A 16,464-nucleotide genomic window follows, 5' to 3' on the forward strand; every position below is an offset into this window, starting at 1 on the left:
CAGTCGAGGGCCGCGTAGCGCAGCGTTAGTCACGGCGGTCACCCTACAACCTGACGCAGTGTGTGGTTCAAGCGATTTTATGTGGCAAGCCAAACATAATTATACTGGAGGAGGCGTGTTGCGCCGCGATAGTGCGGGCGCCGCCTGTTTGCGGTGGAAGCGCACTAAACCTTACCTGCGGTCACCGCGCTCACCACTCGGCAAGTCTTCGCAGCCGATCGCCCGTTGGCAGCATCGCCTCCGAGACGTTGAGGTGACGAAAGCGGCCAACAGGTCGAAGGATTGTTAGCCTGTTTGGAACGCGCCGAGAGCGGCTTACGGTGAGCCTAGCAGCGCCTTCGAGTTGGAGGCTCCTGAGGGCCAGATGCCATGTTGGACGCTTCCTCCAGCAATATCCGCCGCATCCAAATGCTCGCCGGATCGGTATTGTGGAACGCAGGCCACTGCACAGCCTCGGTGAACGTGGGCAGGGGGAGCGGCGGTTCGACGATCCGCAGTGGCATCCGCTTTTCGAAGTGTTTGGCGAGTCGTAAGGGCATTGTGCCGATACGGCCTGTGTCTAACAGTATGGGCGGAATCAGGCTAAAGCCCTGCACAACAATCTCAATGCGTCTCTTGACGCCGTGCTCAAGCAAAAACCATTCTTCGAGGTTTGGTCTGAGCGCCCGTCCGAACTTCGCCGTAACGTGCCCCATCGAAATGTATTTCTCGAACGTAAGCTGCCGCGAGAGCTGCTTGTTCTCGCGGCATCCTACGCATACGAGGGTCTCGTCGAACAGCGTCGCCTTAGGATGCGCGCTCGACATGAACAGTTCCGGCAGAATGAGAAAGTCCACCTCGCCCCGGCGGAGCAGCTCATCGGGTTCATCGGAAAATGGTAGCAAATCGAAGCGCACCGCCGGAGCTTCCCGTGCGATACGGTCCACAATTTTGCGAAGAAAGACGATCGTCATGAAATCGGAGAGAATGAACCTGAAGCGTCGGCTCGACTGAGTGGGGTCAAAGGCGTCTCGCGATATGATCGAGAGTTGGATGTGCAGCAGGGTCTCCCGAACCGGACCTGCAAGCGCCTCCGCGCCAGGTGTCGGGACAAGCTCGCGACCTCTCATGGTAAATAGCTCATCTCGAAAATAGGTGCGCAGCCGCGCGATCGCAGCGCTCATAGCGGGCTGGCTCAGGTGAATTTTGCGCGCCGCCGCTGTGAGGTTGCGCTCCGTCATCAGAGCATCGAGCGCAACTAGAAGGTTTAGATCAAGTCCCTTGAACCGCATTTAGTGAGTCTATCCATCGTCTGGATGTGTTCCATCGAAACAATCAATTTTACCAAATTGCGGGATGTTGGATAGCAAACATCAGTTTGCAAAGGTAATCAGGCCTACCACGATGGCTGCTGCTCGTTCACGCTGGCTTAGAGAAAAACTCCTAGACGTGCGAGCAGTCGGTGCATCCGCTTCGAGTGCGGCTATGGGCGCGCCGTGCGAGCCGCGTCGCTTCTTCTCGGTGCGAAGCTCACTCGATCGAGCCGCCAGGCAGGCGTCCATAAACCTTGGTATGCGTGTTTCATCCGTTTCCATATTGGAGGTTTACCCGCGTACACTTGAGAGCGCGTTCAGCCGCATTCTAGTGTCGCGAAATAGCGGCAGGCGCAGATTGCGGATGCCAGGTAATTCAGGCGCCTCTCCAAATGGCTCGACCTGTCCACCGCATTCAGGGCGTATCGAAGATGCATAAGAACCAGTTTGATCTGATCCCACTCGGATGCGCCATCGATGAGACCCCGCGCATCAAGGGCCTGCAGCGATGCTAGACGACGCGGCTAAGCTCCCTGGTGCAGACATGTTCTGGCTAGTCCAATCGCCTCGTCGGCATCTTCCGGGATATCTCGCGCAGGGCATTGGCCGGGTGACGAGTGCGAACCATGGGATCGCTTCGTCGCGAGCGAAGGCGCACGGCGCGGTGCAGGCGAGTATTGATCAGCGGTTCGACGACTAGCGTGCTCACGTGACCATCTCCGCTCATAATTGCACTGGCGCAAGGAAGCTCGCCATGAACATTGCCGTATCCCCGACTGCGGAAACTCCTTCACGCGCTCAAGTGCAGTGGAGTCGTCGCTGGGAAAGCGAATTGCAACTCACCGATCATGCCGAACTCGCCGAGTTCTTCCGCAAGAGTTACGGGCCGACCGGTGCGTTCAATGCGCAGCCATTTGAGGGCCACCGAAGTTGGGCCGGGGCGAGGCCTGAGGTCCGCATTATCGGTTATGACGCGCAAGGGGTAGCTGCTCATCTCGGCCTACTACGCCGCTTCATCAAGATTGGCGGGGTCGATCTACTCGTTGCCGAACTGGGCTTGTATGCGGTGCGCCCGGATCTCGAAGGGCTGGGAATAAGCCACGCAATGCGCGTGACGTATCCGATGCTGCATGAGCTTGGAGTTCCATTCGGCTTTGGCACGGTTCGGCCTGCGCTTGCGAAACATATGACCCGATTAGTCGCAAGGCAGGGGCTGGCCACCCTCATGTCTGGCATTCGCGTCCGCTCCACGCACCCGGATGTCTATCCCAATTTGTCGCCGATCCGCATTGAAGACGTGATCGTGGTGGTTTTCCCGGTTGGATGCTCGATGGGCGAGTGGCCGGCCGGCACGATCATCGATCGGAACGGGCCTGAGTTGTGAAAGAGCGTTTCCCCCTATCTGCTGTCCGGTGCGACTACGCTGACGTGAGCGGAATTCGTCCTGTTTATTTGACCTTTGACGATGGGCCAAATCCATTTTGTACGCCAGAGGTGCTCGATGTGCTGGCGCAACATCAAGTTACGGCGACGTTCTTCGTGATCGGCATGTACGCGGCCGACCAACCTGAACTCATTCGACGAATGATTGCGGAAGGGCATGAGGTTGCGAACCACACGATGACTCATCCGGATCTATCCAGATGCGCACCTGCGGAGGTACGCGATGAACTGCTGAGGGCGAGCGAGGCAATCCGTTTGGCTTGCCCGCAGGCCTCGCCCAGGCACATGCGAGCACCTTACGGCATATGGACACAAGATGTGCTTGCTATCTCAGCGAGCGCTGGTCTCGCAGCCGTGCACTGGTCGACCGATCCGAGAGATTGGTCCCGCCCTGGAGTTGATAGAATCGTGAATTCAGTGCTGGCGAGCGTTCACCCGGGCGCAATTGTGCTCCTGCACGACGGATATCCTCCTGATGAGGAGCGACCGTGCACTGATGCCACGCTGCGTGATCAGACCACGATCGCGCTGTCATATCTGATTCCGGCATTACAACGGCGCGGATTTGTAATCCGTCCGCTCCCTCAACTTCACTGAACAAAAACTGGCACCCTATGGACATTCTCGCTACCACCAGTGCTGTCGCCGTTTCGTCTTATGCGCTGCTCTCGACTATCTACAAGAGCGCGCAAGCGCTTTATGCCCAGCCGGCAAATAACTCATCGATGCAGGACAATCTGGGACGATCGGAGGCGGTCCTTCCCAGTGTAGACGTCATCGTACCGTGCTTCAACGAGGATCCAATCACGCTCGCCGAATGTCTGGAGTCGCTTGCGAGTCAAGACTACACCGGAAAGCTGCAGATCTATGTGGTCGACGACGGATCTGCAAATCGGGACCTTGTCGCGCCTGTACACAAAATCTATGCCGACGATCCGAGGTTCAGCATCATCTTGCTGGCGAACAACGTTGGAAAGCGCAAAGCGCAGATCGCCGCAATACGCTGCTCATCCGGTGACCTGGTCCTCAACGTCGACTCGGATACGATACTTGCCGCTGACGTTGTCACGAAGCTTGTATTGAAGATGCACGACCCGCAAGTCGGTGCGGCCATGGGTCAGTTGATAGCGAGCAACCGCAGCCAAACCTGGCTGACCAGGCTGATCGATATGGAATACTGGTTGGCATGCAACGAGGAGCGCGCCGCGCAGGCGCGTTTCGGTGCGGTCATGTGCTGCTGCGGCCCATGTGCCATGTATCGTCGCTCCGCGCTCGCTTTGCTTCTTGATCAATACGAAGCGCAATTCTTTCGTGGGAAGCCGAGCGATTTCGGCGAGGATCGCCATCTAACCATCCTCATGCTCAAGGCGGGGTTTCGCACCGAGTATGTTCCGGATGCCATCGCAGCAACAGTCGTCCCTGACAGCCTTGGGCCATATCTGCGTCAGCAACTTCGCTGGGCGCGTAGTACCTTTCGGGACACGTTTCTTGCATTACGACTGCTGCCAGAGCTCGATGGCTATCTGACGTTAGATGTTATCGGGCAAAATCTCGGCCCGTTGCTTCTCGCCTTTTCATCACTGGCTGCGCTCGCGCAGCTCGTTGTCGGCGGCTCGGTACCCTGGTGGACGGGATTGACGATTGCAGCAATGACGATGGTCCGGTGCAGTGTGGCATCCCTTCGTGCTCGCGAAGTGCGGTTTCTGGGCTTCTCGCTCCACACACCGATCAATATCTTTCTCTTACTTCCTTTGAAAGCCTATGCTCTTTGTACCTTGAGCAACAGCGATTGGCTATCGCGCAAGGTCGCCAACGTGTCGCCGGAAGGGGAAAAGGAGCCGGTCATCCTGCAGCCGAGCGCTGGACGAAGTCCTGCAAGTATGGGGGGAACGTGTAGTACAATTCGTAAGACGGGGATTTCGCAGCAACGTCCATCGAGCCTGGCGGCGACGAAGAGTGTTTGCGGTCGCGACCGTTCGACTGCCTTCAAATAGGTGATTGGCTCATGACCCTGGACACAAATCATCAGCTGCTAGAGCGAGAGTTGGGTTTCGACGATCCATGGCGCCTCGACAGTAGTTCGTTCGAGCAGGAGCGATACTTGCAAATGCTCCGGATGTCGCGTCGCGACGGAGATGTTTCGTATGCCCTCGAAGTAGGATGTGCAGCCGGTGCATTCACGGAAATGCTGGCGCCGCTTTGCGAGCGACTCACAGTGGTCGATGTCATGCCGCAGGCGATCGAGCGAGCGCGACGACGGACCAGGAAGTGGTCACATATCACGTGGGTGACCTGCGACATTCAGCGGTTCTCCACCACTGAGCAGTTCGATTTGATTGTCGTGGCCGAGGTTCTCTACTACCTCAAGGACATTGTCGAGATGCATGCGGCCATCCGCAACCTGGTGAGTATGCTTGCGCCAAATGGAGCTCTTATTTTCGGGTCCGCACGTGATGCCACATGTCAACGATGGGGTCATGCTGCTGGTGCCGAAACGGTGATCGCTCTCTTCAACGAGAGCCTATCGGAAGTCGAGCGTCTGCATTGCCACACCGAGTCTGTCAACGAAGACTGCTTGATCGTCCGGTTCAGGGAGCCGGGTCATTCGTCAGAACAATCAAACGTCGGTCACTAGACCAGGGGATCGTATGCGCATCTGTGGCATCAAGTTAACACATGACGGGGCAATTGCGGTCGTCGAGGACGGGCAGCTTGTCTTTTGCACCGAGCAAGAGAAGCGCGGCAACGGTCCACGATACCAATCCGTCGAGAACCTCGATGCAGTCGTGCTCGCCTTGGCGGAGCATGGCCTGGATCCGCGGGATATCGATCAGTTCGTGATCGACGGCTGGGATGGAGAGATCGAGTCGCAGTTCCAAGTCCTAAGTGGCGCTGTGCCGATCGAACTGAAGGGGGCGCCATATGTCGAGCGCCATGCTGAGGGCCTTCTTGATTCCGTCGACGGCTTTGGCCTGATCCTCGGAGGCAGGGTGTTTCCATACAAGAGCTACCCGCACGTCACGGGCCACGTCGCGTCAGCATATAGCACCAGTCCCTTTGCCAGCGCGGGAAAACCCGCTTTCTGTCTGGTATGGGACGGCTGCATCTTCCCACGTCTTTACTATGTCGAGCCTCGGGGGGCACGGCTGATTGCATCTCTATTTCCGATGATCGGCCACGCCTATGCTGCCGCGGGCCTTCACTTCGGCCCTTATAGGCAGCCGAATCGGTCCAATTGGGATTTGGGCATCGCCGGCAAGCTAATGGCTTACATCGCGCTTGGCTCTGTCGACGAAAGCATCGTGGCGGTGTTTCAGGAGCTCTATGAAAAGCGCTTCGCCGCTGACACGGACCAGGCTCGCAGCTACCGCGCTGACATCAACAATGCGGAATCGTCGCTGGCAGCTATGCACGACTTCTTCGAGGCAAGCGCATTGCGCCTGACGGCGAAGCGAGCGGAGGACGTCCTTGCGTCGTTTCATGTGTTCGTGGAGCGTCTTCTTGTCAAGGAAATGGCGTTGGTTCTGCTGCGACACTCGTCGCTTTCGGGAGCGCGAAATCTATGTATCGCCGGAGGTTGCGGTCTCAATATCAAGTGGAACAGCGCGCTTCGTGCGGAGGGATTGTTCGATGACGTTTGGGTGCCGCCGTTTCCGAATGACAGCGGCTCGGCCATCGGCGCTGCTTGCGGTGCGATGGCGGCGCAAAATGGCTTCGGGCCATTGGAATGGTCAGTTTACAGTGGTCCAGACCTGCAGGACAGCGAGCTTCCGCCGGATTGGGAGGCGGCGCCATGCAGTCTGCGTGAACTTGCAGCGATTCTCGCCGACAACAAGCCGGTCATCTTCCTTTCCGGGCGCGCGGAGCTTGGGCCGCGGGCGTTGGGCGGCAGAAGCATTCTTGCAGCCCCGACCTCCCCGGCAATGAAGGATCACCTCAACGACATCAAGCGTCGCGAGCACTTCCGGCCGGTCGCGCCGATCTGTCTGGAGGATCGGGCGACAGAAATTTTCAGCCCAGGTACGCCAGATCCTTACATGCTGTTCGATCACCAGACCCGGGCGGAATGGCGCGACAAGATCCCTGCTGTGGTCCATCTTGACGGCTCGGCGCGGCTGCAGACAATCTCCCGCAACTCTCCGCACAAGGTCGCCGCGCTTCTCGTCGAATTTGAGCAACTCACGGGGATTCCGCTGCTCTGCAACACGAGCGCCAACCTCCACGGACGGGGATTCTTCCCGGATGCTGCCGCGGCGTGCCAATGGGGGCGTGTTGAGCATGTGTGGTGCGACGGCCAGCTCTGGACCAAAACGGTTGTTAAGAAGCCATCGTCTGCCGAACGACTTCTTTCAGCCTAAGATGAACATGTCCACGGTAGCGATCGACCTTGCCGGCGTGAGAAAATCATTTGGCGATAAGATCATCGTCAACGAGCTGTCGTTCTCTGTTGCGCGCGGAGAATGCTTTGGCCTTCTCGGGCCTAATGGAGCTGGCAAGAGTACGATTGCCCGTATGCTCCTCGGCATGATTTCGCCGGACGCAGGCAAGATTACGGTGCTCAATGAGCCTGTTCCTTCCCGCGCTCGTGTGGCGCGTATGCGCATCGGCGTGGTGCCGCAGTTCGATAACCTTGAACTGGAGTTCACCGTACGAGAGAATCTGCTGGTGTTTGGCCGCTACTTCGGCATGAGCGCTCGCAAGATCGAGGCGGTCGCCCCCTCGTTGCTCGAGTTTGCACGCCTCGAAAGCAAGGCGGACACGCGCGTCGCCGAGCTGTCCGGTGGCATGAAACGGCGGCTGACGCTGGCGCGTGCGCTAATCAATGACCCGCATCTGCTCGTGATGGACGAGCCGACGACTGGTTTGGATCCGCACGCCCGCCACCTGATTTGGGAGCGTCTGCGAGTTCTGCTTGCGCGGGGCAAGACGATTCTCTTGACCACTCACTTCATGGAAGAGGCCGAACGCCTGTGCGATCGGCTGTGTGTCCTCGAGGGTGGACGCAAGATCGCCGAAGGCAAGCCGGACGGCCTGATCGATGAGCATATTGGCTGCAACGTGGTCGAAATCTATGGCGGTGATCCACATCAGCTCTCCGAGTTGATCAGGCCGCATGCACGGCACATCGAAGTGAGTGGAGAGACGCTCTTTTGTTATGCGCCATATCCGGAGCAGGTACGCGTGAAACTGCGCGGGCGAGCGGGCCTTCGTATTCTGCAGCGCCCCCCGAATCTCGAGGACGTGTTTTTGCGGCTGACCGGGCGCGAGATGGAGAAGTGAGCGATGGGTGAAAGTTATGCGGCGGTGATGCCCGCTAACGCGTACAATTGGATTGCGGTATGGCGTCGGAACTTCCTAGCATGGAAGAAAGTCGCACTTGCATCGATTCTCGGCAACCTCGCAGATCCTATAACCAATCTATTTGGTCTCGGCTTTGGGCTTGGACTCATCGTGGGGCCTGTTGAGGGGACGTCGTACATCGCGTTCCTGGCGGCAGGCATGGTCGCGACCAGCGCCATGACGTCCGCGACCTTTGAAACCATGTATGCAGCCTTTGCACGCATGGACGCCAAGCGCACCTGGGAAGCAATCCTCTCCACTCAGCTTACGCTTGGCGACATCATTCTGGGTGAACTGGCGTGGGCGGCCAGTAAGTCCGTTCTGGCCGGAACAGCGATCGGGATCGTCGCTGCCACGCTGGGTTATGCGTCATGGCCATCCATTCTGTATGCGATGCCAATTATCGCCCTTACTGGCCTTGTCTTCGCCAGCCTGGCGATGGTCGTCATATCTGTTGCGCCAAGTTACGATTACTTCGTGTTTTACCAGACACTTGTCCTCACTCCTATGGTGTTTTTGTGCGGCGCGGTCTTTCCGACGAGCCAACTGCCCGGCTCATTTCAGCATTTCGCCGGCTTGTTGCCTCTGGCACATTCGGTCGACCTTATTCGCCCAGCGATGCTTGAGCGCGGCGCCGACAGCACTGCCCTGCACGTAGGTGCGCTCTGCGTTTACGCGGCCTTGCCCTTTTTCGCGTCGACAGCACTATTTCGTCGCCGCCTGCTGCGTTGACGTGAGTTCAGCGAAAATGGAGAAAATTACATCGATGCAATGTCACGATGCGTTCTACGGTAGCTCCGGATGGCCCGGTCTGTCACAGCAGCTGCTGCAATGGCCTAAAGAGGCCGCGATCGAGCAAGGTGTACGACCGCCTGTTCGGTCGATCGGTGCGGACGCCAGCACCGTTACTTTCTGAGCGCCTGTCGCTAGGCGCCGAGATGGACTTTGCAAAGTTATGTTGTGCTGTCTGACCCGCGCGCCCTACGGAGCGTGACTGTAAAGATTAGATAGGTGGGACGCAGTTGGCGTTCCCGGCATGATCATATGGAGAACGGGATGTTGTGCCTTGGAGTGAGTGGCGGACTTGACAGAATCTATGAAAGCTCGCCGGAGCTGTCGAATACATTTCTCCACGATGGCGCTGCGGTTCTTGTGCAGGATGGCCGCGTTATTGCTGCTGTCGAGGAGGAGCGCCTCAACCGCGTCAAGCACTCCAACAAGTTCCCGAGCAATTCGATCCGATACTGCCTTTCTACTGCAGGAGTTGAGCTCGGCGAGATCGACCGTATCGCGTTCTACGCGACTGAAGCCTACTGCAATACCATGCTCGAACGTCTTTCTGTTTCGCAGCCCGTTCCGTTGGACGCCAAACTGTTGCTGCGCCAGCTGCTGGATCGGGAGTTCGGCGCTGAGATCGATCCGTCGCGGCTTTCCTTCGTGAATCACCACGAAGCGCATGCCGTGAGCGCGTTTGCCATGTCCGGCTTCGAGCAAAGTCTCGTTTTTGCCATCGACGGCGGTGGCGACTTTCTCTCCGGCTTATTGGCGGTAGGGTCTGGCACCGAAATTGCGCAACTTGCAAGCTTCCCGGAACATAACTCCTTGGGGCTGTTCTATCTCGAGGCGATCCGATATCTCGGCTACGGGTTGTTCGACGAGTACAAAGTGATGGGGCTTGCCCCGTATGGTGATCCCGCTCCCTATCGCGAGCTCTTCGCGCAGTTCTACGAGTTGCTGGAAAGCGGCGGCTATCGCGTTCACCTGGATCGGATCGGTCCGGCCCTGGTCCGCAACATCGAGGTTCGGCGAAAAGGAATGCCGTTCATCCAACAGCATCGAAATGTCAGCGCTTCGCTACAGGAGGCGCTGGAGCGGATCGTGTTTCACATCCTGCGGCACCATCGTGAAGCGACGGGCATGACACGCTTGTGCTTGGCTGGGGGAGTAGCCCATAATTGCACGCTGAACGGTAAGCTGCTTTATTCCGGGCTATTTGACGACATCTTTGTTCAACCCGCGGCGCACGACGCCGGTTGCGCACTGGGCGCTGCGTTGATGGTATCAAACGAGCTGGGCAGGCCGGCGCCGCGCGAGCGACTGCCGGACGTTTATTGGGGGCCAGATCTCGGCAACGAGCAAGCCGTAGAGCATGAGCTCAACGCATGGTCAGGCCACCTCGACATTCAGCGAAGTGATGACATAGCATCCAGTGCGGCAGACTGGATGGCAAATGGCGCTGTAATCGGCTGGGTTCAGGGCCGCTCTGAGTTCGGCCCACGTGCGCTTGGTAACCGCAGCATTCTTGCGGACCCGCGGCCTGCGGAAAACAAGGACCGCATCAACGCGATGGTCAAGAAGCGCGAGGGCTATCGCCCCTTTGCGCCATCTGTACTGGAGGAGGATGCAAGGGAGTTCTTTGAGCTCCCAGAGGGCACGCGGCAGCTCCCCTTCATGAACTTCGTGGTTCGTGTGCGTGAAGCCAAGCGTAACGTGCTCGGTGCGATCACGCACGTTGATGGGACCGCTCGGCTGCAGACAGTATCGCGCATGACAAACCCAACCTATTGGGATGTAATTTATGCGTTCAAGAGGCGAACAGGAATTCCAGTTCTTCTAAATACCTCATTTAACAACAATGCCGAGCCGATCGTGGAGTCCGTATCAGATGCGATCACCACGTTCCTGACGACTGACCTGGACGGACTTGTTGTTGGGCCTTTCCTCGTCAGGAAGCGGCCAGCATCACTGCAGGATTGGAGTGCACTGGGCGTTTCATTGCCGCCCTATGCATCCCTTCATCGTGTTCGCTCCCACACAGCGCCAGATCGTCAGGAAACGGTCTGCGAGATCCGCACGGGACATTCCGCCCGCGATAGTACGCGTATCTCACATGAGCTTTTCGAGATATTGATGCGGATCGAAGGCGAGGCGTCGCTCGGCGGGCTTCTCGACGCAACCGTGCTGGACCAGGGCAAGCGTGAAGATCTTGTGAAGGAACTGCGGCTCGTGTGGGAGCTGCGGGGCGTTCGGCTGCATCCGCCGCGCGCGGCTTGCGGCTGCAATTAAGTGCAAAGCGAAACATAGTCGGAACTCATGAGCATGGGCATGCCTATGCCGGCATGTGAGGAGGCTAGGCCATCCGACGCACGGGGGGCATCGGACATCCGACTGAAATCGGGTACGTCGACGCAACACCGCTGAAGAGAATACGCAAACTTGAAAGAACGCGGCACACCAGGGATATCGCTGCTATGAAGTTCTACCGACGCAGCTCGCCGGCACCGCGATTTCAGGCCATGAGTGAGATGTCTGCAATGACATCTTCTGTCCACACAGGTGCCCGGGACGAGGCGATGCAGATGCTTAGTTGTCCGAGGAATGACCGGTTCGTAGTTTCCCGGCGACGTACGGGGTTCGGCGATTGCCTGTGGTCACTGGCGGCGGCCTGGCGTTTTGCAAAGCAGACAGGACGGACGCTAGCCATTGATTGGCGGGGATCTTGTTATCTCGATGAGCCATTCACCAATGCCTTTCCAGTCTTCTTCGAACCGGTTCAAGACATTGCCGGCGTGCGGGTGATTTGCGACGACGAGATCAATCAGTGTTCATTTCCGGGACCATTCTTCCCGGCATGGTGGAACAATCCATCCATCGATTGCGTCTATCGCACGGACGAGCAGATTTTCCGGGAACGCGACGAGCTCGATCAACTGTTCCAAAGTCAGAAAGATAGTGACGCTAACACAGTTGTGTGTGACGCCTGCCTCATGTGGCGCTGCGATCAGGAGGCCGAACGAGAAATCTTTCGGAGCATCAAGCCACGACCTGAAATTCAGGCTCGGATTGATGTTATCTACCAGGAGCACTTTGAGCCGTACAGCGTAATCGGCATTCATGTCCGGCATGGCAACGGCGAGGACATTATGGGGCATGCTCCCTATTGGGCTGACCCGGAGCGCGCCTTGCGACAGGTCTGTAATGCCATCGATAAGGCCAGGGTGTTACCCCACGCAAAACCCGTGAGAGCCTTCCTGTGCACGGACAGCGCGCTCGTCCTTGAGAAGGTTTCGACTATATTTCCCGACGTTTTCACGATCCCAAAACGGTTCCAGGCACCTCAGGCCGGCCCATTGCACAACGCCGCGCTCGGAGCCGAGGGCGGCTTTTCCGCCCTCATTGATATGTATCTCCTTGCGCGCTGCAACACCGTGATCCGTTTTCCCCCGACGAGCGCCTTCACGCGCTATGCGCGTCTCTTTGCCCCACGCGTGATAGAATTCGATTTGAACGATCCGAGCCGATTGATCCTGATTGAAGAATCCCCGCAAGAGCTCGTGGCTTTATGAAATTCGTAGCTCGCCTGATCGATCTGATTGCCGCTTTTTGCATCCAGCAGTATTGGCAGATCTTCTCGGGCCGGCAATTGTCTGCCCAAGGTGATGCTCTGTCCCGAACTTCCACCGGAGAACAGAGCGACGCGGGGTACGAATGTCTTCCGGTGAAGCTCGACGTCGACAACAATGAGCTTACGTGCGGCCGCCGCGGTAAACAGGTGTAACACGTCTTCGTCTTCGCCTCGGGGGCCGCAAGTCGAAGCTAATCGGTGGTCGATCGCGGATGAACATATCAAAAGGGGTCTCCGTTCAGCCGGCGAGTTCCGTCTTGGCTGTCTGTACTCGCTGATGCGAACGGGCGCTCTCGAGATCCACTATTCTGAGAAACATTCAGTTCGCCAGGTCGTGGTCCGGGAATCAATCCGCCCGGCGATGTGCCAGTGCTGGACACAGCACAGCGGGGCGCGATGAAGTTGGCATCAGCAGCACGCGAATCTAACGTACGAAGCTGGTAACGTCAGCTTTCGTGTTGAAGCGGCTACTGGCGGCGGCCGCAATCCTGATCGATCGTTGCCCGACGAGAGGCGCTGGCCCCACTTTTTTGGCTCTTCTGGTTGTGCGATCAGAAGAGAGCGCGGCTCGTAGCCTTGTCTTTACGAAGGCGAGTGTGCTCGCGACATTGCGTGGCTGATGCATCATTGCTGTCACAAAGCACACGCACCGTGTCTTGAGCCCGCCAAACATTCCGTGTACGCGACATTAGGACGCAAAACGGAAGGGGATTTACATGCATCGCAGTGGCCCAAATCCTGCTACGCGTGCGGCGCGCATCAGGAGAGGAGGCGGGCGTGGGTCTGGATCTGCCAAATGACGATCTAATCAGAGGCCCGCTGCCCGAAACACATTTGGCTTGCCCCTTTCAGGCCGATAAAGCCCGTGCTCATGGCGGAGAACAGAAGGTGATGTTGCTCACCGGAGCATCGCGCGGAATTGGTCATGCCACTGCCAAGCTGTTCTCGGAGGCGGGCTGGCGCATCATTTCTTGCGCGCGTCAGCCGTTCGACGGCGAGCGATGCCCCTGGCAGGGAGGAAACCAGGATCATGTCGAGATCGACCTCAGCAATCATCGAATGCTGCCGCGCGCGATAAGTGAGGTCAAGAAACGCTTGGCCGGTGCACCTTTGCACGCGCTCGTGAACAATGCCGGTGTCTCGCCGAAAACGCCCGCTGGCGATCGGATGACGTCGCTGACGACGTCGATAGAGACTTGGATGAGGGTGTTCCATCTCAATCTGGTGGCCCCGATCCTGCTGGCGCAGGGTTTGTTTGACGAGCTAAGAGCCGCGTCAGGGTCGATCGTTAATGTGACTTCGATCGCGGGCTCGCGGGTGCACCCGTTTGCGGGCAGTGCCTATGCCACGTCGAAAGCTGCGCTTGCGAGCCTCACGCGCGAAATGGCCCACGACTATGCGCCGCATGGCATTCGCGTGAATGCGATCGCGCCCGGCGAAATCAGGACTGACATGTTATCGCCCGATACAGAAGCGCGTCTCGTGCCAAGTATCCCGCTGCGCAGGGTGGGAACCCCGGATGAAGTGGCCAAGGTCATCTTTTTCCTGTGCTCGGATGCGGCGAGCTATGTCACGGGGGCCGAGGTGCCTATCAATGGTGGGCAACATCTGTGAATCGGCCGGCCTTGGCGACACAGCTGACTTGAGCTGCAGCAGCGGTACGTATGTTCGTCGCTGACGCGCACGCAATCCGTAAAAATGAAATGAAGGCACACCGTAAGTTTACCGTCGTGCCATGAAAAGTTGTCACGGTTCTATGTCATCTCGTCAACACTTGGCGTTAGATCGAGCGTGACATGCAAAACGAAGCTCGCCAACCAGGACAAGGTGCCAGGGAGGATGATCAAGACAACGGAGACCGCCTCATGCTGGATATCCCTTCCTCGCGCGAAAGACCTACCTCGCAACCTGAGCCGGAGGGTAAGCTCGCGGGGGAGCCCTTGCGTGAGAGCGCGCTGACCGGCATCTTCGAAATATCGAAAATACTCACTGCTCCTTGTCGGCTCGAAGTCACGATGGCCAACGTTGTTGGTCTTCTGCAATCGTTTGTCCAGATGCGGCACGGCATCGTCTCGCTGTTCGACGACGACGGCATGCCGGACATTACAGTGGGCGCCGGCTGGAGCGAAGGCAGCGACGAACGTTACCGGATGCGACTGCCGCGAAAGGTAATCGACCACATCATCACGACGGACATGCCTCTTGTCGCTGACAACGTGGCCGCCGAGCCGGTATTCAGCGCAGCCGACCGGGAAGTGCTCGGCGCCTCTGATGATATGCCAGTGTCGTTCATCGGGGTTCCGATTCGGATTGATCCGAAGGTCGTGGGTACGCTGACGGTCGACCGTATCCGGGACGATGGGTCGAGTCTCGCGCTCGAGTACGATGCGCGACTGCTCGCCATGATCGCTAACCTGGTGGGACAAACAGTGAAGTTACATCGCTTGTTCGGCAGCGATGGCGAACGACTGATGGCGGAGAAAGACCGGCTGCAAAAGCAAGTACTAGAGCTTAGGCAACCCGCTCGTGAGCGCAAGAAGCTACACGACCATGGGATCATTGGCGACAGTCCGGCGCTGCGCGGGCTGCTCGAGAAGATTGCGGTTGTAGCCAGATCTAACAGCACAGTTCTGCTGCGTGGCGAATCCGGTACCGGAAAGGAGCTCGTAGCCAAGGCCATTCACGAATCATCGTCCCGCGCCAGGCGCCCGTTCGTTAAGCTGAATTGCGCGGCGCTTCCTGAGACCGTCCTGGAATCCGAATTATTCGGACATGAGAAAGGCGCCTTTACCGGTGCGTTCAGCTCGCGCAAGGGGCGCTTCGAACTTGCTGATAAAGGAACGCTGTTTCTTGACGAGATCGGCGAGATCTCAGCTCCGTTCCAGGCGAAGTTGCTGCGCGTTCTGCAAGAGCAGGAGTTCGAGCGCGTCGGCAGCAACCAGACTATTAAGGTCGATGTTCGAGTGGTAGCTGCGACCAACAAGAACCTTGAAGAGGCTGTTGCAAGGAGCGAGTTCCGCGCGGACCTTTACTATCGTATCAGTGTAGTTCCATTACTGTTGCCGCCGCTGCGCGCAAGACGCAGTGATATTCCGCTGCTTGCCAGGGAGTTCCTCAGAAATTTCAATAACGAGAACGGCCGTACTCTGACGTTGGAGGCGAGTGCGATCGATGTACTGATGAACTGCGGCTTTCCGGGAAATGTCCGCGAACTCGAGAACTGCATCGAGCGGACAGCGACGCTGTGCGCCGGATCATCGATCGTGAGAAGTGACTTTGCATGCTGCCACGGCCAGTGTCTTTCCGCGATGCTGTGGAAAGGCACGCCAGATGAGAGATTAGACCAGCCCGCACTCCTAACATCGGTGCCCGCAAAGTCCACCATTCCGCTGGCTCAAGCGACCCAGCCGGTCCAGTCTGTCGGCGGCGAACTGGCCTCACTGGGGCCTCCCGGCACTGTTCTCGTTAGTGGCGCGAAGATGGCCGATCGCGAACGGGTGATTGCGGCCATGGAAAAATCTGGTTGGGTGCAGGCAAAAGCAGCGCGGCTGCTCGGACTAACGCCGCGCCAGATTGGCTACGCTCTGAGGAAATATGGAATCGAGATAAAGCGGTTCTGAGCGATGACATCGGTCGGAACTGCTGTCGCCAAATAGCTATCTCCGATGGGCAATCTGATCGCAATCTGAAGGAAGTGAGTCCGCCCTCGGAGGCGACCTGGCCCGAGCGAAATCACCGCGCCCGCTTGCGGGACTGCTGTCGAACGGCGGGCTCACCTAATTCGGTGAGAGAGGACTTGCGCGCCATGACATACTTGCATCACCTGCGGGCCATGCAATCGCGAACAGGCGGTTGGCTGAACATCTAACAAGCGTCATGCCCATCCGTCGATAAAGCTCGGATAGTGAGCGGCAATGCTCATTGAACGTCAACCGGTCGGCAGCCCGCTGGTGATTGGCGGCGGTAATCTGTCGCAAGCTGTCC

13 protein-coding genes are annotated in these 16,464 nt (G+C 57.9%); 12 read left to right on the top strand and 1 reads right to left on the bottom strand.

Annotated features, from left to right (window positions below):
- Window positions 1-326: 326 nt before the first annotated feature.
- Window positions 327-1,271, bottom strand: coding sequence for a transcriptional regulator NodD1 (nodD1, locus tag GGD65_RS31090; RefSeq protein WP_179733676.1), 945 nt, complete (start codon window positions 1,269-1,271; stop codon window positions 327-329).
- Between the two features lie 775 nt (window positions 1,272-2,046).
- Here nodD1 and GGD65_RS31095 point away from each other — a divergent pair.
- The 12 genes from GGD65_RS31095 to nifA all read left to right on the top strand — a co-directional run bounded on the left by GGD65_RS31095 (window position 2,047) and on the right by nifA (window position 16,100).
- Window positions 2,047-2,676, top strand: coding sequence for a NodA family N-acyltransferase (locus GGD65_RS31095; RefSeq protein ID WP_183237743.1), 630 nt, complete (start codon window positions 2,047-2,049; stop codon window positions 2,674-2,676).
- A complete protein-coding gene (nodB, locus tag GGD65_RS31100; RefSeq protein WP_183237744.1) occupies window positions 2,673-3,332 on the top strand; it encodes a chitooligosaccharide deacetylase NodB in 660 nt (219 codons plus the stop codon). The genes GGD65_RS31095 and nodB overlap by 4 nt, the downstream gene beginning before the upstream one ends.
- A 17-nt stretch (window positions 3,333-3,349) precedes the next feature.
- Window positions 3,350-4,729 carry a chitooligosaccharide synthase NodC gene (gene nodC / locus GGD65_RS31105; protein ID WP_183237745.1) on the top strand — a complete coding sequence of 460 codons (1,380 nt, stop codon included), beginning with the start codon at window positions 3,350-3,352 and terminating at the stop codon, window positions 4,727-4,729.
- An 11-nt stretch (window positions 4,730-4,740) separates the two neighbouring features.
- The gene (gene nodS / locus GGD65_RS31110; protein WP_183237746.1) at window positions 4,741-5,370 is read left to right on the top strand and encodes a nodulation methyltransferase NodS; all 630 of its coding nucleotides are present in this window, start codon (window positions 4,741-4,743) and stop codon (window positions 5,368-5,370) included.
- Window positions 5,371-5,383: 13 nt separating this feature from the next.
- Window positions 5,384-7,093 (top strand): nodulation protein NodU, encoded by a 1,710-nt coding sequence (gene nodU / locus GGD65_RS31115; RefSeq protein WP_179733686.1) that lies wholly within the window; start codon window positions 5,384-5,386, stop codon window positions 7,091-7,093.
- A gap of 1 nt (window position 7,094) precedes the next feature.
- Window positions 7,095-8,015 (top strand): nodulation factor ABC transporter ATP-binding protein NodI, encoded by a 921-nt coding sequence (nodI, locus tag GGD65_RS31120; RefSeq protein WP_183237747.1) that lies wholly within the window; start codon window positions 7,095-7,097, stop codon window positions 8,013-8,015.
- Window positions 8,016-8,018: 3 nt separating this feature from the next.
- On the top strand, window positions 8,019-8,807 hold the full coding sequence (locus GGD65_RS31125; protein ID WP_183237748.1) for an ABC transporter permease: 789 nt from the start codon (window positions 8,019-8,021) through the stop codon (window positions 8,805-8,807).
- 324 nt (window positions 8,808-9,131) lie between these two features.
- Window positions 9,132-11,141, top strand: a complete 2,010-nt coding sequence (locus GGD65_RS31130; RefSeq protein WP_183237749.1) for a carbamoyltransferase — start codon at window positions 9,132-9,134, stop codon at window positions 11,139-11,141.
- Window positions 11,142-11,326: 185 nt separating this feature from the next.
- Window positions 11,327-12,421, top strand: coding sequence for a nodulation protein NodZ (locus GGD65_RS31135; protein WP_283813724.1), 1,095 nt, complete (start codon window positions 11,327-11,329; stop codon window positions 12,419-12,421).
- Complete coding sequence (locus GGD65_RS31140) at window positions 12,418-12,633, top strand: hypothetical protein (protein WP_179733692.1); 216 nt, start codon at window positions 12,418-12,420, stop codon at window positions 12,631-12,633. The genes GGD65_RS31135 and GGD65_RS31140 overlap by 4 nt, the downstream gene beginning before the upstream one ends.
- Before the next feature lie 624 nt (window positions 12,634-13,257).
- Window positions 13,258-14,094 carry an SDR family NAD(P)-dependent oxidoreductase gene (locus GGD65_RS31145; protein WP_183237750.1) on the top strand — a complete coding sequence of 279 codons (837 nt, stop codon included), beginning with the start codon at window positions 13,258-13,260 and terminating at the stop codon, window positions 14,092-14,094.
- A 182-nt stretch (window positions 14,095-14,276) separates the two neighbouring features.
- Window positions 14,277-16,100, top strand: a complete 1,824-nt coding sequence (gene nifA, locus GGD65_RS31150; protein ID WP_183237751.1) for a nif-specific transcriptional activator NifA — start codon at window positions 14,277-14,279, stop codon at window positions 16,098-16,100.
- Window positions 16,101-16,464: the final 364 nt, after the last annotated feature.

Source organism: Bradyrhizobium sp. CIR18 (assembly GCF_014198295.1).
Classification (GTDB): domain Bacteria; phylum Pseudomonadota; class Alphaproteobacteria; order Rhizobiales; family Xanthobacteraceae; genus Bradyrhizobium.